Source organism: Mesorhizobium sp. WSM4819, assembly GCF_055811215.1.
The window spans coordinates 14,272-30,843 of the sequence record NZ_JBVVQO010000012.1 but is presented as its reverse complement, the minus strand read 5'-3'; the positions used below and the strand labels follow the sequence as shown (position 1 = coordinate 30,843).

Annotated in this window: 15 protein-coding genes; 2 read left to right on the top strand and 13 right to left on the bottom strand. The window is 63.9% G+C overall.

Annotated elements, in window-relative coordinates:
- Positions 1 to 297: 297 nt before the first annotated feature.
- Entirely contained in the window at positions 298 to 1,320 is a 1,023-nt protein-coding gene (locus AC0L18_RS13335; protein ID WP_473492671.1) for a substrate-binding domain-containing protein, read from the top strand.
- A 116-nt stretch (positions 1,321 to 1,436) separates the two neighbouring features.
- Here AC0L18_RS13335 and AC0L18_RS13330 read toward each other — a convergent pair whose 3' ends face one another.
- The 13 genes from AC0L18_RS13330 to puuE all read right to left on the bottom strand — a co-directional run bounded on the left by AC0L18_RS13330 (position 1,437) and on the right by puuE (position 16,002).
- On the bottom strand, positions 1,437 to 2,915 hold the full coding sequence (locus AC0L18_RS13330; RefSeq protein WP_473492670.1) for a S8 family serine peptidase: 1,479 nt from the start codon (positions 2,913 to 2,915) through the stop codon (positions 1,437 to 1,439).
- A complete protein-coding gene (locus AC0L18_RS13325) occupies positions 2,905 to 3,570 on the bottom strand; it encodes an anti-sigma factor (protein WP_473492668.1) in 666 nt (221 codons plus the stop codon). Before AC0L18_RS13325 ends, AC0L18_RS13330 begins: the two co-directional genes overlap by 11 nt.
- Complete coding sequence (locus AC0L18_RS13320; protein ID WP_027151444.1) at positions 3,567 to 4,133, bottom strand: sigma-70 family RNA polymerase sigma factor; 567 nt, start codon at positions 4,131 to 4,133, stop codon at positions 3,567 to 3,569. The genes AC0L18_RS13325 and AC0L18_RS13320 overlap by 4 nt, the downstream gene beginning before the upstream one ends.
- 325 nt (positions 4,134 to 4,458) lie before the next feature.
- Positions 4,459 to 5,298: an alkaline phosphatase family protein gene (locus AC0L18_RS13315; protein ID WP_473492666.1), complete on the bottom strand. Its 840-nt coding sequence runs from the start codon at positions 5,296 to 5,298 to the stop codon at positions 4,459 to 4,461.
- An 8-nt stretch (positions 5,299 to 5,306) separates the two neighbouring features.
- The gene (locus AC0L18_RS13310; protein ID WP_473492665.1) at positions 5,307 to 6,959 is read right to left on the bottom strand and encodes an ABC transporter ATP-binding protein; all 1,653 of its coding nucleotides are present in this window, start codon (positions 6,957 to 6,959) and stop codon (positions 5,307 to 5,309) included.
- Positions 6,959 to 7,783 carry an ABC transporter permease gene (locus AC0L18_RS13305; RefSeq protein WP_473492663.1) on the bottom strand — a complete coding sequence of 275 codons (825 nt, stop codon included), beginning with the start codon at positions 7,781 to 7,783 and terminating at the stop codon, positions 6,959 to 6,961. The genes AC0L18_RS13310 and AC0L18_RS13305 overlap by 1 nt, the downstream gene beginning before the upstream one ends.
- Positions 7,784 to 7,793: 10 nt before the next feature.
- Positions 7,794 to 8,753 carry an ABC transporter permease gene (locus tag AC0L18_RS13300; protein WP_473492662.1) on the bottom strand — a complete coding sequence of 320 codons (960 nt, stop codon included), beginning with the start codon at positions 8,751 to 8,753 and terminating at the stop codon, positions 7,794 to 7,796.
- Positions 8,754 to 8,769: 16 nt separating this feature from the next.
- Positions 8,770 to 10,356, bottom strand: a complete 1,587-nt coding sequence (locus tag AC0L18_RS13295) for an ABC transporter substrate-binding protein (RefSeq protein WP_473492661.1) — start codon at positions 10,354 to 10,356, stop codon at positions 8,770 to 8,772.
- A gap of 156 nt (positions 10,357 to 10,512) precedes the next feature.
- Positions 10,513 to 12,498, bottom strand: coding sequence for a CocE/NonD family hydrolase (locus tag AC0L18_RS13290; protein WP_473492659.1), 1,986 nt, complete (start codon positions 12,496 to 12,498; stop codon positions 10,513 to 10,515).
- 84 nt (positions 12,499 to 12,582) lie between these two features.
- Positions 12,583 to 13,176, bottom strand: a complete 594-nt coding sequence (locus tag AC0L18_RS13285) for a nucleoside deaminase (RefSeq protein ID WP_473492657.1) — start codon at positions 13,174 to 13,176, stop codon at positions 12,583 to 12,585.
- On the bottom strand, positions 13,176 to 13,679 hold the full coding sequence (locus AC0L18_RS13280) for an ureidoglycolate lyase (RefSeq protein WP_473492655.1): 504 nt from the start codon (positions 13,677 to 13,679) through the stop codon (positions 13,176 to 13,178). The genes AC0L18_RS13285 and AC0L18_RS13280 overlap by 1 nt, the downstream gene beginning before the upstream one ends.
- A complete protein-coding gene (locus AC0L18_RS13275; protein WP_473492654.1) occupies positions 13,676 to 14,524 on the bottom strand; it encodes a bifunctional allantoicase/(S)-ureidoglycine aminohydrolase in 849 nt (282 codons plus the stop codon). The genes AC0L18_RS13280 and AC0L18_RS13275 overlap by 4 nt, the downstream gene beginning before the upstream one ends.
- A gap of 44 nt (positions 14,525 to 14,568) precedes the next feature.
- The gene (puuE, locus tag AC0L18_RS13270; RefSeq protein WP_473492653.1) at positions 14,569 to 16,002 is read right to left on the bottom strand and encodes an allantoinase PuuE; all 1,434 of its coding nucleotides are present in this window, start codon (positions 16,000 to 16,002) and stop codon (positions 14,569 to 14,571) included.
- A gap of 193 nt (positions 16,003 to 16,195) precedes the next feature.
- Here puuE and uraH point away from each other — a divergent pair, with 193 nt between their 5' ends.
- Positions 16,196 to 16,570, top strand: coding sequence for a hydroxyisourate hydrolase (gene uraH, locus AC0L18_RS13265; RefSeq protein ID WP_236377917.1), 375 nt, complete (start codon positions 16,196 to 16,198; stop codon positions 16,568 to 16,570).
- The last annotated feature ends 2 nt before the right edge of the window (positions 16,571 to 16,572 follow it).

Below are 16,572 nucleotides of genomic sequence, written 5' to 3'. Positions count from 1 at the left end.
GGACTGTGACTCACTCGGAAGGGAACCGCAACCTTTCGAAGAGTCTTCCAAAGCGCTTTGGTCTTCGCAATCACGCCACTGAATTAATCAGAAGTCAAGAGGCTGGTAAACTAATCGATTTAATTTCACGGCCGCAAAAGCAAACAAAGTGCGCTGCAGCACCATTTTGGGCGCTGCAACAGCAAATTTTGCTTCAAACCGGTTAGAAAGGGTGCTTATGATCTTCGCATCGGTAGCGCTTGCCGCCGTGGCGCGAGCGACCCATAGTTAAAGCGCTTTGAGGCTTGGAGGCCTCCGGTGAACCTCAAACAGCTTTCCCACATGCTGGCGCTTTCGCAGACGACGGTAAGCCGCGCGCTGAACGGCTACCCGGAAGTTAACGAGGAAACGCGCCGGCGGGTGATCGACGCCGCCAAGCGCCACGGCTATCGCCCCAACCCGAGCGCGCGTCGGCTGGCTACCGGCAAGACCGGGATGATCGGTTATGTCTTGCCGACCGGGGCGGCCGTCGACATCGACCCGCATTTCGTCGAATTCCTCTCCGGTCTCGGCGACTACGCCCGTTCGCACGAACTCGACCTGGTGCTGTCCCCCGCCGGTGCCGACGATCAGGAGACGACCTATCGGCGCATCGTCGCCAACCGGCAGGTCGACGCCGTCTACATCTCCTCGCCGAGGCCGGCCGACCGGCGGGTGATGCTGGTCAGCACGCTCGGCATCCCCTTTATCGTCCATGGCCGCAGTGAAGGCCTCGATTTCGATTACCCTTTCACCGACATCGACAATGAGGGCGCCTTCCACGAGGCGGCACGGTTGCTCGTCCAGCTCGGTCACCGGCGGCTGGCGCTGATCAACGGCGACGGCCGCGAGACCTTCGCCATTCACCGCGAGCGTGGCGTGCGCCGGGCGCTGGCGGCAAGCGGTCTGGTGCTTGGCGAAGGCGATGTCTGTTCCCTCGCCATGACCGAGGAGAACGGCTACCGCGCCGCCAGACGGTTGCTCGAGCGCAGCGATGCGCCGACCGCGATCGCCTGCTCCAGCCTGATCATGGCGCTCGGCGTCGTGCGCGCGGTGCGCGATCTCGGCCTGACCATTCCGGGCGACCTGTCGCTGATCGCCCACGACGACGTCTTCCCCTGGCTGAAGCCGGAGAATTTTTCGGTGCCGTTGTCGACGACGCGTTCGTCGATCCGCCTGGCCGGCGCTCGTATCGCCGAGCGGCTGGCGGCGCGGATTTCCGGATCGGAGGAGGGCGCCCGCGGCGAAGTCTGGCCGGTCGACCTGGTCATCAGGGGATCGGTCGCCGGCGCACCGCCGTAAGGGGTCAAATGTTGGCGGGTACCGGGAAATACGACATCGCGGTTCGCCCCCTCTGTCCGGCAGGACAGAGGGGGGTGCTTCGCGCCGCCCCTCATCGCTTTACCTCCTACGCGGACTTACTGCTTCGCCGCCTCGGCCGCCCTGATATCCAACAGGCCATAGCCGAAATCATTGTCCCGCCCCTTGGGGCCGAGATCCCTTGCCGTGGCGGCCAGCGCTTTCTCGACCCAGTCGGCGGAACGGTCGGGTGCGGTATGCAGCAGATTGGCGATCGCGCCGGTGACGACCGCTGCGGCAAACGAGGTGCCGGTGACCACATCAGAACCGGCGCCGCTCGGCGCCACCATCTCGACGCCGGGAGCGGAGAGGAAGACGTAGGCGCCGCGATTGGCCTGCTGCATCAGCCCGTCTTTGGCATCGGTGGCGGTCACCGCGATGACGCCGTCGAAGGCGGCCGGGTAGCCGTAGGGCGCCTTCGGTCCGTTGTTGCCGGCGGCGGCGACCAGCACGATGCCCAAGGCGCGAGCATTGCGGCAGGCGACGCCGAGCAGGTCGTTCTTCGGGCCGACGAAGCTCATATTGATGATGCGGACGTCCTGCTCCGCCGCCCAGTCGAGCGCCGCAAGAATGACGTCCATCGTCGATTTGCCGCCCTCGAAGGCGCGGGCGTGGTAGATCCTGGCGCCCGGCGCCATGCCTTTGAGCGCGCCGACGCCGGCGATCAGGCCGTCGATCGAGGTGCCGTGATCGCGCGCCTTGACCGGCACGTCGGGCATGGCGTCGAACTGATCGGCGATGACGCCGGAGAGTGCTGGATTGGTGTCGTCGACGGCGGTATCGATGACGGCGACGCGAACATTCTCGCCGCTCGCCTCTTTCGCATCGAGCGCGATGCGCTCGAAGGCATAGTTGACGATGCTGGCTGCCTGCTGCAGCGAATAGATATGGTTGGGCTCGCGCCGCAAAGCGCGGCCGGCGGCGGCAAGCTGTGCCAGCACGACGCCGACCGGGCGGCCATCGCGAATGCCGAAGCGCACCAGCGTGGCGCCGAGCAACTGAGACTGGCGCTGCGAGCGCACCTCGAGGCCAAAGGAGGCGGCGATCTGCTGGACGGCGTCGCCCTCCACCGTCACCAGCACCTCGTCCGGCACGAAATCACCGACGACGGCGCGCGGCGGCTCGGCCGCGACCAGATCGCTGGGCGAAACGATCGGCCCGCCGGCAGCAGCGGCTTGTATCGCTGTCGCACCGGCAGGCGGGACCGGCGGCGGCAACGCACCGCTGGCCGGATCGCGGCGCGGATCGGGCGTCGGCAGCGGCGCCTGGCCGCCGCCGACAGGATTTGGGAACAGGTCGACGATCAGCGCGGGAAGAAACACTGCATTTGTCGCGGCGGAACCTGCACCGGGCCTTTCGCCGCTGCCATCCTCTGTGTCGCGTTTGATGCAGTCGGCCGCCGTCGCCCCTCGGTTGAGGCAGTCGATTTCAGTCTGCGTAAGGTTCGGATCATTGGTCTGCGCCAGGGCAGGTGCAGCGCCGATTATCATCGCCGCCACAAGCAGCGCCGCAAATCGGATGACCGCCCTAGCCGCCATCGACCGGTTTCCTTCCCTCGACCACAGCCTCTGCAAACGGCTGGGCGGCGATCAGGCCGAGCACTTTTTCATAGTCGGCTACGGTCGCGGCCGGGATGCCAAGACGGAAGACACCTTCGGCGGTCGGGCCGCCGGCAATCTTCAGCTGGTGCTCGCCAAGAAAAGCGACAATGTCGGCCATCTTCGCATCCGGCTTTAACGTGACCAGCGCGAACGGCATTTTCGCAAGATCGCCTTGCTGGCCGGCAATTTCGAAATCGCTGTCGATGCCGCCGAGCCGCTCAAACGACTGCACCAAAACAAGCGCCAGCAGAGCCGCGGCCGCAGCCCAGGCGACGCCGGCGGGAACTGCCGTGAAGCGGCACCACGCTTGCGCCAGCCAGGAGGCCGCCGGCGCGCGCGCTGGACCGGCCTCGGCGTCGAGCGCCCGGGCGAATCGGCTGAGCGCATCGGCCGGCGGACGGATCGCCTCATTGGATGCAGCGGTGCCGGAGAATTCGGCTTCGGCCTCGCCGAGTGCGGCAAGCGCTGCCGGGTCGGTCGCCAGCCATTCCTCGACGGCTTCGAGCTCTGCGCCTTCCAGCGAGCCATTCAGATAGAAGGGCAGCAGCGTTTCCATTTCATCGCGGCGCGACATCTTTTCAGCGGCGCTCATGGCCACCCCCTGTCGTAACCGGCGGCCTTGAGGGCCTCGCCGAGTTTCTTGCGGGCGTAGAACATTCTGGTCTTGACGGTGGCGACCGGGATACCGAGCACCTCGCCGATCTCGCTCACCGACTGTCCGTGGTAGTAGGCAAGGTCGATCACCGTGCGGTGTTCTTCCGGCAAGGCATCGATGAAGCGCCGCAACGCGGCGCCCTTGTCTTCCTTCATGGTGACGACTTCCGGAGAGTCGGCGCCGTCGGCGACCTGGGCCGCGTCATCGTCGTCTATCCAGTCTTCCTTTTTCTTGCGCAGCGACGACAGCGCCTTGAAGCGGGCGATGCCGAGCAGCCATGTCGAGACTTCCGAGCGCCCCTCGAAGCCGGGCGCCTGGCGCCAGAGTTCGAGAAACACCTCGTTGGCGATATCGTCGGCCATCATTTCCGATCCCGTCTGGCGCACCACGAAGCGGTAGACCCGCGCGTGGTGGCGCATGAACAGGAGCCGCACGGCGGCACGGTCGCCTTTGGCGACCCGGCCGACAAGCGCGCGATCGGTTTCCGCGGCTGCCGTCATGGCCGGTCGAGCCGCCTGGCTCCTTTCTGCTCTGTCGCTGATCGGCCCAAAAAGGTTCACCGCTATCGCCCGGATTATCCTGAAAGCTAGCCGAAGAGCGGCAGCGTTGCCAGAGGGAGCTTCTTCCCTTCTCCCCCCTGTGGGAGAAGCTGGCCGAGCGAAGCTCGGTCGGATGACGGGTGCTGAACGGATCGCTACACCGAAGAAATAAGCGCTTCAAATCCCTCAATATTTTCACGCCGAGTTTCTTACAACACCCCTCATCCGTCTTGTCGCTTCGCGCCAATCCGCCTTCTCCCACAGCGGGAGAAGGGAAGACGCGTGTTCAGTCCAGGAACGGCCTGGCCTTCATCGTCGCGGGCACCGGCACGCCGAGGCGCGCAAGCACCGTAGGCGCAAGCTGCAACTGGTCTAACAGAGCGTCGGCCTCCGGCCCCATGCCGGGCCCGAAGTAGTAAAGCGCAAAATCCTGCATCTCGTCGTCATGGCCGCCATGATGGCCGCGATCGGTCTGGCCGTGATCGGCGGTGACGATCACCTCGTAGCCGGCTTCCCGCCACCTCGGCAGGAAGGTGGCCAGCATGCCGTCCATCGCATAAACGGCGTGGTCCATCTCATGGCAGTCGTGGCCGAAGCGGTGGCCCATCGAGTCCAGCGTGCAGGTGTGCAGGATGCCGTAGTCGATGCCGTGGCGCCTGGTCAGCATCGTCAGCGTCGCGAACAGGTCGACGTCGCTCGGCGTCATCTGATTGCGGGCGTTGTAGCCGGTCATGGTGTGGAACCGGCCATGCGTGATCGGCCCGCCGGGCTCATCGAACTCCATGTCCTCGACCAGATCGAACGGATAGGCCCGGAAGAATTCGGACCAGTAGGAATGAGTGACCGCGCCGGTCTTGCCACCGGCTTTGCTGACCTCGGAGAATATGTCGGGTTGCTCAACTCGGAACCGGTTCTCGTTGGTCAGGATGCCGTGCACTTGCGGCGCCACGCCAGTATGGATCGACGCATAGCAGCAGGCCGAGGTCGACGGCAGCACGGAGCGCATCTTCCAGACGCGCGCTTCGCCCGATTGCACCCAGCCTTCGAGATTGCCCATCAGCCGGCGCCAATTGCGATAAGGCATGCCGTCGAGGATGATCAGCAGAAGTTTTGTCTCGAGCGCCACCGGGGTGTCTAATTGCCGGCGCTGGCCATGCGTCGTCCCTTGATCGCCTTCTCCAGCCAGCCGATCTCCATTTCGGGGACTGAGGACAAGAGAAGGTCGGTGTAGGCGTCGAAGGGCGGCGCCAACACCTGGCTCTTGGCACCGTAGCGCACCACCTCGCCGCGATACATCACCGCGATCGAATCGGCGATCGACTTCACCGTGGCGAGATCGTGGGTGATGAACAGATAGGCGACGTTTTCCTCTTTCTGCAGCTCGAGCAACAGTTTCAGGATGCCGTTGGCGACCAGCGGGTCGAGCGCCGAGGTCACCTCGTCGCAGATGATCAGCTTCGGCTTGGCGGCGAGCGAGCGGGCGATGCAGACGCGCTGCTTCTGGCCGCCGGAAAGCTCGGCCGGGTAGCGGTCGATGAAACCCTTGCCCATCTCGATCTTGTCGAGCAGTTCGGCGACGCGCTTGTCGCGCTCGCGGCCGCGCAGACCAAAATAGAATTCGAGCGGCCGGCCGATGATGGTGCCGACGGTCTGGCGCGGGTTCATCGCCACGTCGGCCATCTGGTAGATCATCTGCAACTGGCGCAGATCCTCTTTCGGCCGATCGGCAAGCCGGTTGGCGAGCGGCCGCGCGTCGAAGGTGACGGTGCCTTGTTCGGGCGGCAACAGGCCGGTGATGGCGCGCGCCAGCGTCGACTTGCCCGAGCCGGACTCGCCGACCACCGCCAGCGTCTGGCCCGGATAGATGTCGACCGAGACGTTCTTCAGCACCTTGATATGGCTGCGGCCATAGGCGGCGGTGATGTTCTTGACCGACAGGAACGGCGTCGTGCCGGGCTTTTGCTCCTGGTGCTCGATCTCATGCACCGAGACCAGCGCATTGGTGTATTCCTGGCGCGGTTCCTTGATGATCTGGCGGGTGCCGCCCCATTCGACCAGCCGGCCATGGCGCAGGACCATGATCTCGTCCGAGACCTGAGCGACGACGGCAAGGTCATGGGTGATGTACAGCGCCGCGACATGCGTGTCGCGGATGGCGTCCTTGATCGCCGCCAGCACGTCGATCTGCGTCGTCACGTCAAGCGCCGTGGTAGGCTCGTCGAAGACGATCAGGTCGGGCTCGGAACACAGCGCCATCGCCGTCATCACGCGCTGCAGCTGGCCGCCCGATACCTGGTGCGGAAAGCGCTCGCCGATGCTTTCGGGGTTCGGCAGGCTGAGCTTCTTGAACAGCGCAACGGCGCGTTTTTCGGCCGCAGCCCGGGTTGCCGTGCCATGCAGCAGTGTCGCCTCGACCACCTGGTCCATCAGCCTATGCGCTGGGTTGAAGGCGGCGGCAGCCGATTGCGCGACATAGCAGACCTCGCGGCCACGCAGCTTGCGAAAGCCTTCCTTGCCGCCCTTGAGGATGTCGCGGCCGTTGAGGGTGACCTCGCCGCCGGTGATGCGCACGCCGCCGCGGCCATAGCCCATCGACGCCAGGCCGATGGTCGACTTGCCGGCGCCGGACTCGCCGATCAGGCCGAGCACCTTGCCCTTCTCGAGCGTCAGCGAGACGTCGTGGACAAGCACGATGTTCTTCGGCGCCTCGCCCGGCGGGAACACCGTGGCCTCGATGCGCAGATTGCGGATGTCGAGCAGCATGGACTTTGCTCGCTGGTCAGCCATCACCCGCGTCCTCCCTTAAGGCTTGTCGTGCGGTTGAGCACCCAGTCGGCGACAAGGTTGACGGAAATCGCCAGCATGGCGATCGCCGCCGCAGGGATGAGCGCCGCCGCGATACCGAAGACGATGCCATCCTTGTTTTCCTTGACCATGCCGCCCCAGTCGGCGCTAGGCGGCTGCACGCCGAGCCCGAGGAAGGACAGCGTCGACAGGAACAGCACCGCATAGATGAAGCGCAGGCCGAGTTCCGAAACCAGCGGCGACAACGCGTTGGGCAGGATCTCGCGGAAGATGATCCACGCGCTGCCTTCGCCGCGCAGCTTGGCCGCCTCGACGTAATCCATGACGTTGATGTCGACGGCGACCGCCCGCGACAGGCGGTAGACGCGGGTCGAGTCGAGGATACCCATGACCAGGATCAGCGTTACCAGATTGGTTGGCAGCACCGACAGCACGACGAGGCCCATGATCAGCGTCGGGATCGACATCAGGAGATCGACGAGGCGCGACAGCAGCGTGTCGAACCAGCCGCCGAAAACCGCCGCCGAGAAGCCAAGGATCGCGCCAAGCGAGAAGGACAGCGCCGTGGCCAGCACCGCGATGAGCAGCGTGACGCGGGCGCCGTAGATCATGCGCGAAAGAAGGTCGCGGCCGAGATTGTCGGTGCCCAGCCAATGTGCCGCCGACATCGGTCCCCAGACGTCGCCGACAATCTCGCCATTGCCATAAGGAGCGATCCAGGGCGCGAAGATCGCCCCCAGCACGAACAGCGCCGTCAGCACCAGGCCGATCAGCGCAGGGATGGGGATGCGTTTTATGTCGAGCATGCCCGCTCCCCTATTTCGGATGTCTGAGACGCGGATTGGCGACGATCGCCGCTATGTCCGCAATGATGTTCAGGCTGATGTACACGGCGGCGAAGATCAGGCCCACCGCCTGCACCACCGGCACGTCGCGCTTGGTGACGTGGTCGACGAGATATTGGCCCATGCCCGGGTAGACGAAGATCACTTCGACCACGACGACGCCGACGATGAGATAGGCGAGGTTGAGCATGACGACGTTGATGATCGGCGCAATCGCATTGGGAAAGGCATGCCTGCGGATGACGGCGAATGCCGAAAGCCCCTTGAGCTCGGCGGTTTCCACATAGGCCGACTGCATGACATTGAGGATTGCGGCGCGCGTCATGCGCATCATGTGGGCGAGCACCACCAGCGTCAGCGCCGCCGCCGGCAGCATGATCGCCTGCATGCGCTCGCCGAAAGGCATTCCGTCATAGACCGTCGAGATGCCGGGGAAGATCTGGTATTTCACGGCAAAGAAATAGACCAGCACGTAGCCGATGAAGAATTCGGGAAACGAGGTCGAGGCAAGCGCCAGTCCGGAGATCAGCTTGTCGACCCAGCCATTGCGGTAACGCACTGCGATCAGGCCGAGTATGATCGCCAGCGGCACGGCCACGACCGCCGCCCAGAAGGCGAGGAACAGCGTGTTCCACAACCGCCCCTTGATCGACGTCGCAATATCCTGCCCGCTCGACATGGCGGTGCCGAGATCGCCGGTCACGACGCCGCCGAGCCAGCGGAAATAGCGGATAAAGGCCGGATCGTTGAGGCCGAGCTGCTCGCGCAGATTGGCGAGCGACTCCGGCGTCGCCGACTGTCCGAGAATGGCTTGCGCGACGTCGCCGGGCAGGATCTGGGTGCCGGCGAAGATCAGGACCGAGACGGCCAACAAGAGAAGGATGCCCAGCGCAACGCGCTGGGCCACCAGTTTCACAATGGGTGAGGACATATCCGCAAGGCCAGGCTCAAGCTTCGAGCCAGCACTTCGCCAGAGCGTAGCCGTTCATCAGTTCCTGATGCGGATCGTCGACCCAGCCGGCGACCTTGGCACCCGTCGCGTCGATGAACTGATTGAACATCGGCAAGATGAGGCCGCCCTCGTCGCGCACCATGACAGCCATGTCGTAATACATCTGCTTGCGCTTGGTCTCATCGAGCTCGGCGCGCGCCGCCAGCACCATCTTGTCGAAGTCCGGACGCTTGAAACGCGTATCGTTCCAATCGGCCGTCGACAGATAGGCGGTCGAATACATCTGGTCCTGGGTCGAGCGGCCGCCCCAATAGGAGGCGGAGAAGGGCTGCTTGTTCCAGACCTCGTTCCAGTAACCGTCGCCGGGCTCCCGCTTGAGCTCGATCTTGATGCCGGCCTTGGCCGCGCTCTGCTGGAAGAGCTGGGATGCGTCGACGGCGCCGGGGAAGGCGACATCCGAGGTCCTGAGCAGCACGGTGCCGTCGTGCCCCGACTTCTTGTAGTGGAACTTGGCCTTGTCGGGGTCGTAGTTGCGCTGCTCGATCTCGGTAAACAGCGGATAGGACGCGTTGATCGGGAAGTCGTTGCCGAGCGAGCCATAGCCTCTGAGGATCTTGTCGAGCATCTCCTCGCGGTCGATCGCCAGCTTCAGCGCCATGCGCAAATCGTTGTTGTCGAACGGCGCCGTGTTGCAATGCATGATGAAGACGTAGTGGCCAGGACCCGCATGGTTGCGGATGGTGACGCCGGGCAGCCGCTTGATCAGGTCGACGATCTTCGGCTCGACGCGGTTGATCATGTTGACCTGGCCGCCCTGCAAGGCCGAAGTGCGCGCCGTGGCGTCGTTGATGACGATGATCTCGATCTGGTCGGCATGGCCCATCTTGTCGGCCTGCCAGTAATTGGCGAACCGCTCGCCGCCATGGCGCACGCCGGGCTCGTTGGTGGTGATCTTGTAGGGTCCGGCCGAGATGCCGGCGTCGGCCTTGTCCTTGCCGCCATTGGGCTGGATGATCAAATGGTAATCGCTAAGCAGATAGGGCAGGTCGGCATTGGCTTCCTTCAGCGTCAGCACGACTTCCTTGCCGCTGGCCTTGATGCTCTCGATGCCTTTCATGTAGCCGAGCGCGCCCGACTTCGACTTCTCGTCCGAATGGCGTTCGAGTGTGGCGGCGACGTCCTCGGCGGTTACCGTCTTGCCGTTATGGAATTCGACGCCGTCGCGAATCTTCAGCGTCCAGACCTTGGCGTCGTCAGACGAGCCGATCTCCTCGGCGATGCGGTTCTCGAGCGTGCCTTCCGGGGAAAGCTCGACGATCAGTTCGCCCCACATCTTGCCGAAGGCGAACGGCACCTGCGTCATGAACAGGGCCGGATCGAGGCTGTTGGTGGACTCGCCGCCGACCAGGCCGGCCTTCAACGTGCCGCCCTTGACCGGACCCGCGGCGCGCGCCGCACTTGAAAGCAGCGAGTTGGCGAAGGTCGCGGTGACGCCGAGCGCTGCCGCCCGGCCGAGAAAATCACGACGGCTCAGTTTGCCGGATGCGACGCGCCGGCTAAGAAATTCCAGTTCGTTTGACATATTGAGTTCCTCACTCTGTTGGTTCGACCTTGTGGTCGTTTTTTATGGTTTCTTGTGAGGAGAATAATGACCGCAAGGGAACGCCGTAAGCAAGACCGAATGCGACATGCCGTGGCGTAAATCGTACGTCGCAATTGGACCAATCCGCATAAGCGCTCAAAGCAGATCGCGCGGGATTTTCTGTTCGAAATTACGCTCGAAAACCAGTTCCTCGCCTTCATAGGCTTCGATTCTGGCGCTAATAATGAAGTTTTGCGCATCGGACCGCATCTCGGCTGACGTTTCTGTGCGCACCGACCATCCATTTCGCGACAGCGTCTGCGTCCAGTGCGTCTTGCCCGACGCTGACAGCGGATTGTCAGGATGGATCGCCCATGTCTCGCGGGCGACGCTGCCATTGGCGAGGCCATGCTCCAGGTCGCGCACCTCGCCGAAATCGTCGACAATGGAAAGCGTGACGATTCCGGTCTTCTCGTCGCGATCAACATGACGCTCCGAATTGGCGGCACGGACCGTTTCGGTTGCCCAGGGCACGGCTGCCTCGGGCGTAGGGAACGTGACTTCGTCGCCTTGCGCCGGCGGACGCAGCGGCAGCTTCAGCGTAGCCGCCGACAGGTCGAGCCGAACCGGTTCCGGCGATGGCCAGATCATCGGCCAGTAGGCGGTCGAAACGGCAATACGCAGGCGATGGCCTGATGGCACGCGATAGGCGCAGTGGTCGAGCACCACCCGCGCCAAAACGGTCTCTTCCGGCACCAGCGCCTCGGGGAATTCATGCGAGTTGCGGTGCGTCAGGTTGAGCACGCCGTAGGAGATCAATTCGGATGCGCCGTCAGGATGCACGTCGCACAGCCGCACCGCGATATTCGCCTGCGGTCGATCCGAGGCGACCTGGATCAAAACCTCCGGCGCGCCGACAATGTCGATCGCCTCGCCGAGCGGGGGCTGGTCGAAACACACCGACAGCGCATCGTCGGGGCGCTGATCGCCGGGCAGTTCCGGCCCGAAGGTGAAGGGGAAATATTCGCCGCCGGCGAGGCCGCAGCCTTGTGGCGAAGCCACGATTGCAGGCCTGGCGCCTTCCGGGATCAGTTCGATCGCCTCAGCCTTGATGTTGGGCGATGGCCAGTCTGCTTCGGCAACCCAGCGGCCGGGCCGCTCGGGATGCCAACGCGCGGGGCGCACGCTGTCCATCACATAGGCGCGGTAGGCCGGGTCGGCCTCGACGCCGGTGTCGATGCCTTTCAACCAGCGGTCCCACCAGCGCAAGGCCTCCTGCAGGAAGCCGATCGCTGGTTTCGGTGCGGCGTAATGCGGGTACTTGTGGATCCACGGGCCGACGATGCCCTTGACCGGCGCCTCGATATTGGCCGCGAGGTAGGAAATTGTATTGCGATAGCCGTCATGCCAGCCGCCGATCGACAGCACGGCGGCTTGGATGGCGGAATAGTTCTCGCAGATCGAACCGCGCTTCCAATAGGCGTCGCGGTGCTGGTGTTTCAGCCACAGCGGCGCCAGGAAGGGCTGGTTCTCCAGCCGGGTCAGCCATAGGTCGCGCCATCTGTTGTCGCCGGCCAGCAGCGGGTCCGGTGGCCGCGACGAATAGGAGAGCATGGTCGAGGCCCAGCCGAAATTCTCGATCAGCAGGCAGCCGCCCTTGTAGTGGATGTCGTCGGCATAGCGGTCGACGGTCGAGCACAGGCTGATGACTGCCTTCAACGCCGGCGGCTGCTTGGCTGCAACCTGCAGGCAGTTGAAGCCGCCCCAGGAGATGCCCATCATGCCGACATTGCCGTTGCACCAGGGCTGGGCGGCCGCCCAGGCGATCACATCGCAGGCGTCCTGCAATTCCTGCTCGGAATATTCGTCGTCCATCAGCCCTTCGGAATCGCCATTGCCGCGCATGTCGACGCGGATCGATGCGTAGCCATAGCCGGCGAAATAGGGATGCGTCAGCTGATCGCGAAAGATCGTGCCGTCGCGCTTGCGGTAGGGCAGGTGCTCGAGGATCGCCGGCACCGGATCGTCGGCGGCATCGGCCGGCATCCACACCCGCGCCGACAGCCGGCAGCCATCCGGCATGACGATGCCCATGTCCGGAAACTCGACGACCTTGCGGGGAAATTCAGTGAGGGTTTTCATGCGGGCGACTCCAGGACCGCCAAATGATGGAGCCCGTGGGACGTCGTCGTGGGCCAGCCAACGAATTCGGCTGGTCAATCCGCGTCAACTCAACGGAATGTCGTTTTCGTCCTTGATCGCCTGGTAAGCGCTGGACAGTTCGTCGTAGCGCGCCGAGATCTTGCCGATCCGTGCTTCCAGCCGCTTGCGCTCGGCCTCGGGCAGCGACCGCACCAGTCTTCGGATCGAAAAGCTCTTCCAATAGGCGTTCTCGGCATTGTAGCCGCCGGGGTCGAGGGTGAAGACCTCTTTCAGGACCTTCAGATCGTGCGGGATGGCGAAGCTGTCGCGCGAATCCTCATGCGAAAACAAATAGTAGAAATTGTCGAAGCCGGTCCAGGTGATCGCTGACAGGCAGAGCGAGCAGGGTTCATGTGTGGCGAGAAAAATGGCATCCCTGGTGTCGACGCGCTCAGCCTTCGGCATTTCATAAAACCGCTTCAGGCAATGCACTTCACCATGCCAGAGCGGATTTTCCGTCTCGTTGTTGGTCTCTGCGAGCACCAACGAGTGGTCTTCCTTCCGCAGGATCGCTGCGCCGAACAGCTTGTTGCCGTGGGCGACGCCTTCGGCCGTCTTCGGCACGATGTCATGCTCGATGACGTCGAGCAGGCGGTCGATCAACGAGACGTCGGCCATCACTGGCTCCCATCGGGAAGATTGATCTCGTAAGCGTGCGAGAAATGGCACTCTTCGAGGTTGGCGCCGTCGCCACCGCGGTCGACTACGAGGAAATCCTGAGCCTCGCCGATCGGCGTCAGCACGCCGTGCCAGCGATTGCGAGGATAATTGACGCCCTGCCCGGGCGCGGTGAGGAAGGCGTGCGGCTCGCCCGGGCCGTCGTCGCCATCATGGCAGACGACGACCAGGAACGGCCGTGGCGACAGCGGCATGAAAGCCTGGCTTCCGAACGGATGACGCTCGACCATGGTGAGCTTCAGCGGAAAATCGTAAGGCGTGCCGCGCACCATGGAAATCAGCACGCGCCCATTCGGCCCCTGCGCTTCGAAGGTGGCGAGGTCGTGGTAGCGCTCGGCCTTCCCACCATTGATCGGGTAGTGATTGTCGCCGCCCATATCGATGACGTCGCCGAACTCGGCAAAATTTTCGCGGGTCAGCGGCCGCGCCACGATGCGGGTCATGGCGCGCGCCTCCCGACGCCGGCGCCACCAAGTTTGGCGTGCCGGTTGACGTCCTTGTAGAGCAAATAGCGGAATTTTCCGGGGCCGCCAGCATAGCAGGCCTGCGGACAGAAGGCGCGCAGCCACATATAGTCGCCGGCCTCGACCTCGACCCAGTCCTGGTTGAGGCGGTAGACCGCCTTGCCCTCCAGCACATAGAGGCCGTGTTCCATGACATGCGTCTCGGCGAAGGGAATGACCGCGCCCGGTTCGAGCGTGACGATGGTGACATGCATGTCGTGGCGCATGTCTTCAGAGTCAACGAAGCGCGTCGTCGCCCAACAGCCCTCGGTGCCGGGCATCGGCGTCGGTGCAATGTCCTGTTCGTTGGCAAAGAAGGCTTGCGGGACATCAATGCCTTCGACGGCTTCGTAAGCCTTGCGGATCCAGTGGAAGCGGACAGCAGCGCCGCTCTCGTTGCGAACTGTCCATCCGCTGGCCGGCGGCAGGAAAGCAAAGCCGCCCGGCTGCAGGACATGCTTCTCGCCAGCCAGCAAAACGCTCAGCTCGCCCTCGACCACAAACAGGGCGCCCTCGGCGCCGGCATCCGGTTCCGGCCGGTCGCTGCCGCCGCCGGGCGCGACCTCGACGATGTATTGCGAAAACGTCTCGGCAAACCCGGACAGCGGGCGCGACAGCACCCAGACGCGGGTCTTGTCCCAGAACGGCAGGGCGCTGGTGACGATGTCCTGCATCACCCCCCTTGGAATAACGGCGTAGGCCTCGGTGAAGACAGCGCGGCCGGTCAGCAGCTCGCTCTGGCCGGGGTGGCCGCCCTGCGGCGCGTAATAGGTTCGGTCGGCCATTTTCATCGTATCCATCAGTTCAGAGCCTATTGCGGAAGCAAGGCCTATTGCGGAAGCATGTCCTTGAGGCGGAGCAGTGCGATGCGCTCGACCTGTTTGCAGGCGGTTTCGAATTCAACGCCGCGGCTGTTGCCGATGCGCGCCTCGAACTCCGCCAGGATTTCTTCCTTGGTCTTGCCTTTCACCGCGATGATGAAGGGGAAGTCGAAATTGGCGACGTAGGCGGCATTGAGCTTTGAGAACAGCTCGCGCTCCTTGTCGGTCAACGCCTCGAGCCCTGCGGAAGCCTGTTCCCTGGCCGATTCCGCAGTCAGCCGCTTGGTTTGCGCCAGTTTGCCGGCAAGGTCGGGATGGGCGTTGAGCACGGAGAGCCGCTCGGCCCCGCTGGCGCCGCGAAAGACACGGCACAGCGCATTGTGCAGGCCGCCGGCACTGTCATGCGCCGGACCGAGCTCCAGCTCATAGGCGCGCTCGGCGATCCACGGCGAATGCTCGAATACGCCGCCGAATGCCTGGACGAAAGCCTCGAATTCCATCTTCGACGGGCGCAGCGTCGGCGGCCGGAACAGATGGTTCTCTTGCCAGTGCCTTGCAATGTCGATGCGTCGCGCCAGCCAGACCCTGTCGTGTGATTTGACGTAGTCGACGAAGCGCTTCAGCGCCGCGACCCGGCCCGGCCGGCCGACGAGGCGGCAGTGCAGGCCGATATTCATCATGCGCGGCCGTCCTGCCTTGCCCTCGGCATAGAGCGTATCGAAACTATCCCTAAGATAGGCGAAGAACTGGTCGCCCGAGTTGAAGCCCTGCGGCGTGGCGAAACGCATATCGTTGGCGTCGAGCGTATAGGGGATGATGAGCTGCGGCTTTGCCGACCCGTCCGGCCCAGCATGCTCGAACCAGTAGGGCAGCTCGTCGTCATAGGTGTCCGACACATAGTCGAAGCCGCCCTCTTCCGCCGCCAGCCGCACGGTGTTGATCGACGTGCGGCCGGTGTACCAGCCGGTCGGCCGTGCGCCTGTCACCTCGTAGTGCAGCCGGATTGCCTCGTCCATGTCGCGGCGCTCGTCCTCCGGCGCATGGTCGCGATAGTCGATCCATCTCAGCCCGTGCGAGGCGATCTCCCAGCCGGCCTCCTGCATCGCCACGACCTGGTCGGGCGAACGCGCCAGTGCTGTGGCGACGCCGTAGCAGGTGATCGGCACCTCAGCCTCGGTGAACAGGCGCAGCAATCGCCAGAAGCCGGCGCGGGCGCCATATTCGTAGATCGATTCCATGTTCCGGTGGCGCTGCCCGGGCCAGGGTGCAGCGCCGACGATCTCGGACAGGAAGGCTTCCGAAGCCTTGTCGCCGTGCAGGACGCAATTTTCGCCGCCTTCCTCGTAATTGATGACGAACTGCACCGCGACATGCGCCCTGCCGGGCCATTTCGGATCCGGCGGATTAGCGCCGTAGCCGCGCATGTCTCGTTCGTAACGCATTGTCGCTCCTGCCGGATAGTGTGATCAGGATAGTCGAAAGGATTGCTTGCGCATTCCCCCGAAAATTTTTGAAAGTGTTTTTGCAGCACTTCACTCGACCGGGACTTATGCATCGCCTTTAATGGGCGCACAATTCGCCAAACATGTTCGACTGTACCGGACATGTTCGAGTGTACCGGAATGGGAGCAGCCAGTGGCGGAAACGTCGAAAGCCGAAGGCGGACGTCTGACGACCCATGTCCTCGACACCGCGACCGGCAGGCCGGCGGCAGGCCTGTCGATCGAGCTTTACCGCATCAACGACGACATGCGGACGCATCTGAAGACAGCGGTCACCAATGCCGACGGCCGGTGTGACGCGCCGCTGCTTGCCGACGCGGAATTCCGCACCGGCGAATACGAGCTGGTCTTCGCCGCCGGCGACTATCTGCGCCGGCAGGGGTTGAGACTGCCGGAACCGGCCTTCCTCGACAGCGTGCCGATCCGCTTCGGCATGGCCGAGCCGATGCACTATCACGTGCCGCTGCTCATATCGCCCTACGGCTATTCGACCTATCGGGGGAGCTGAGA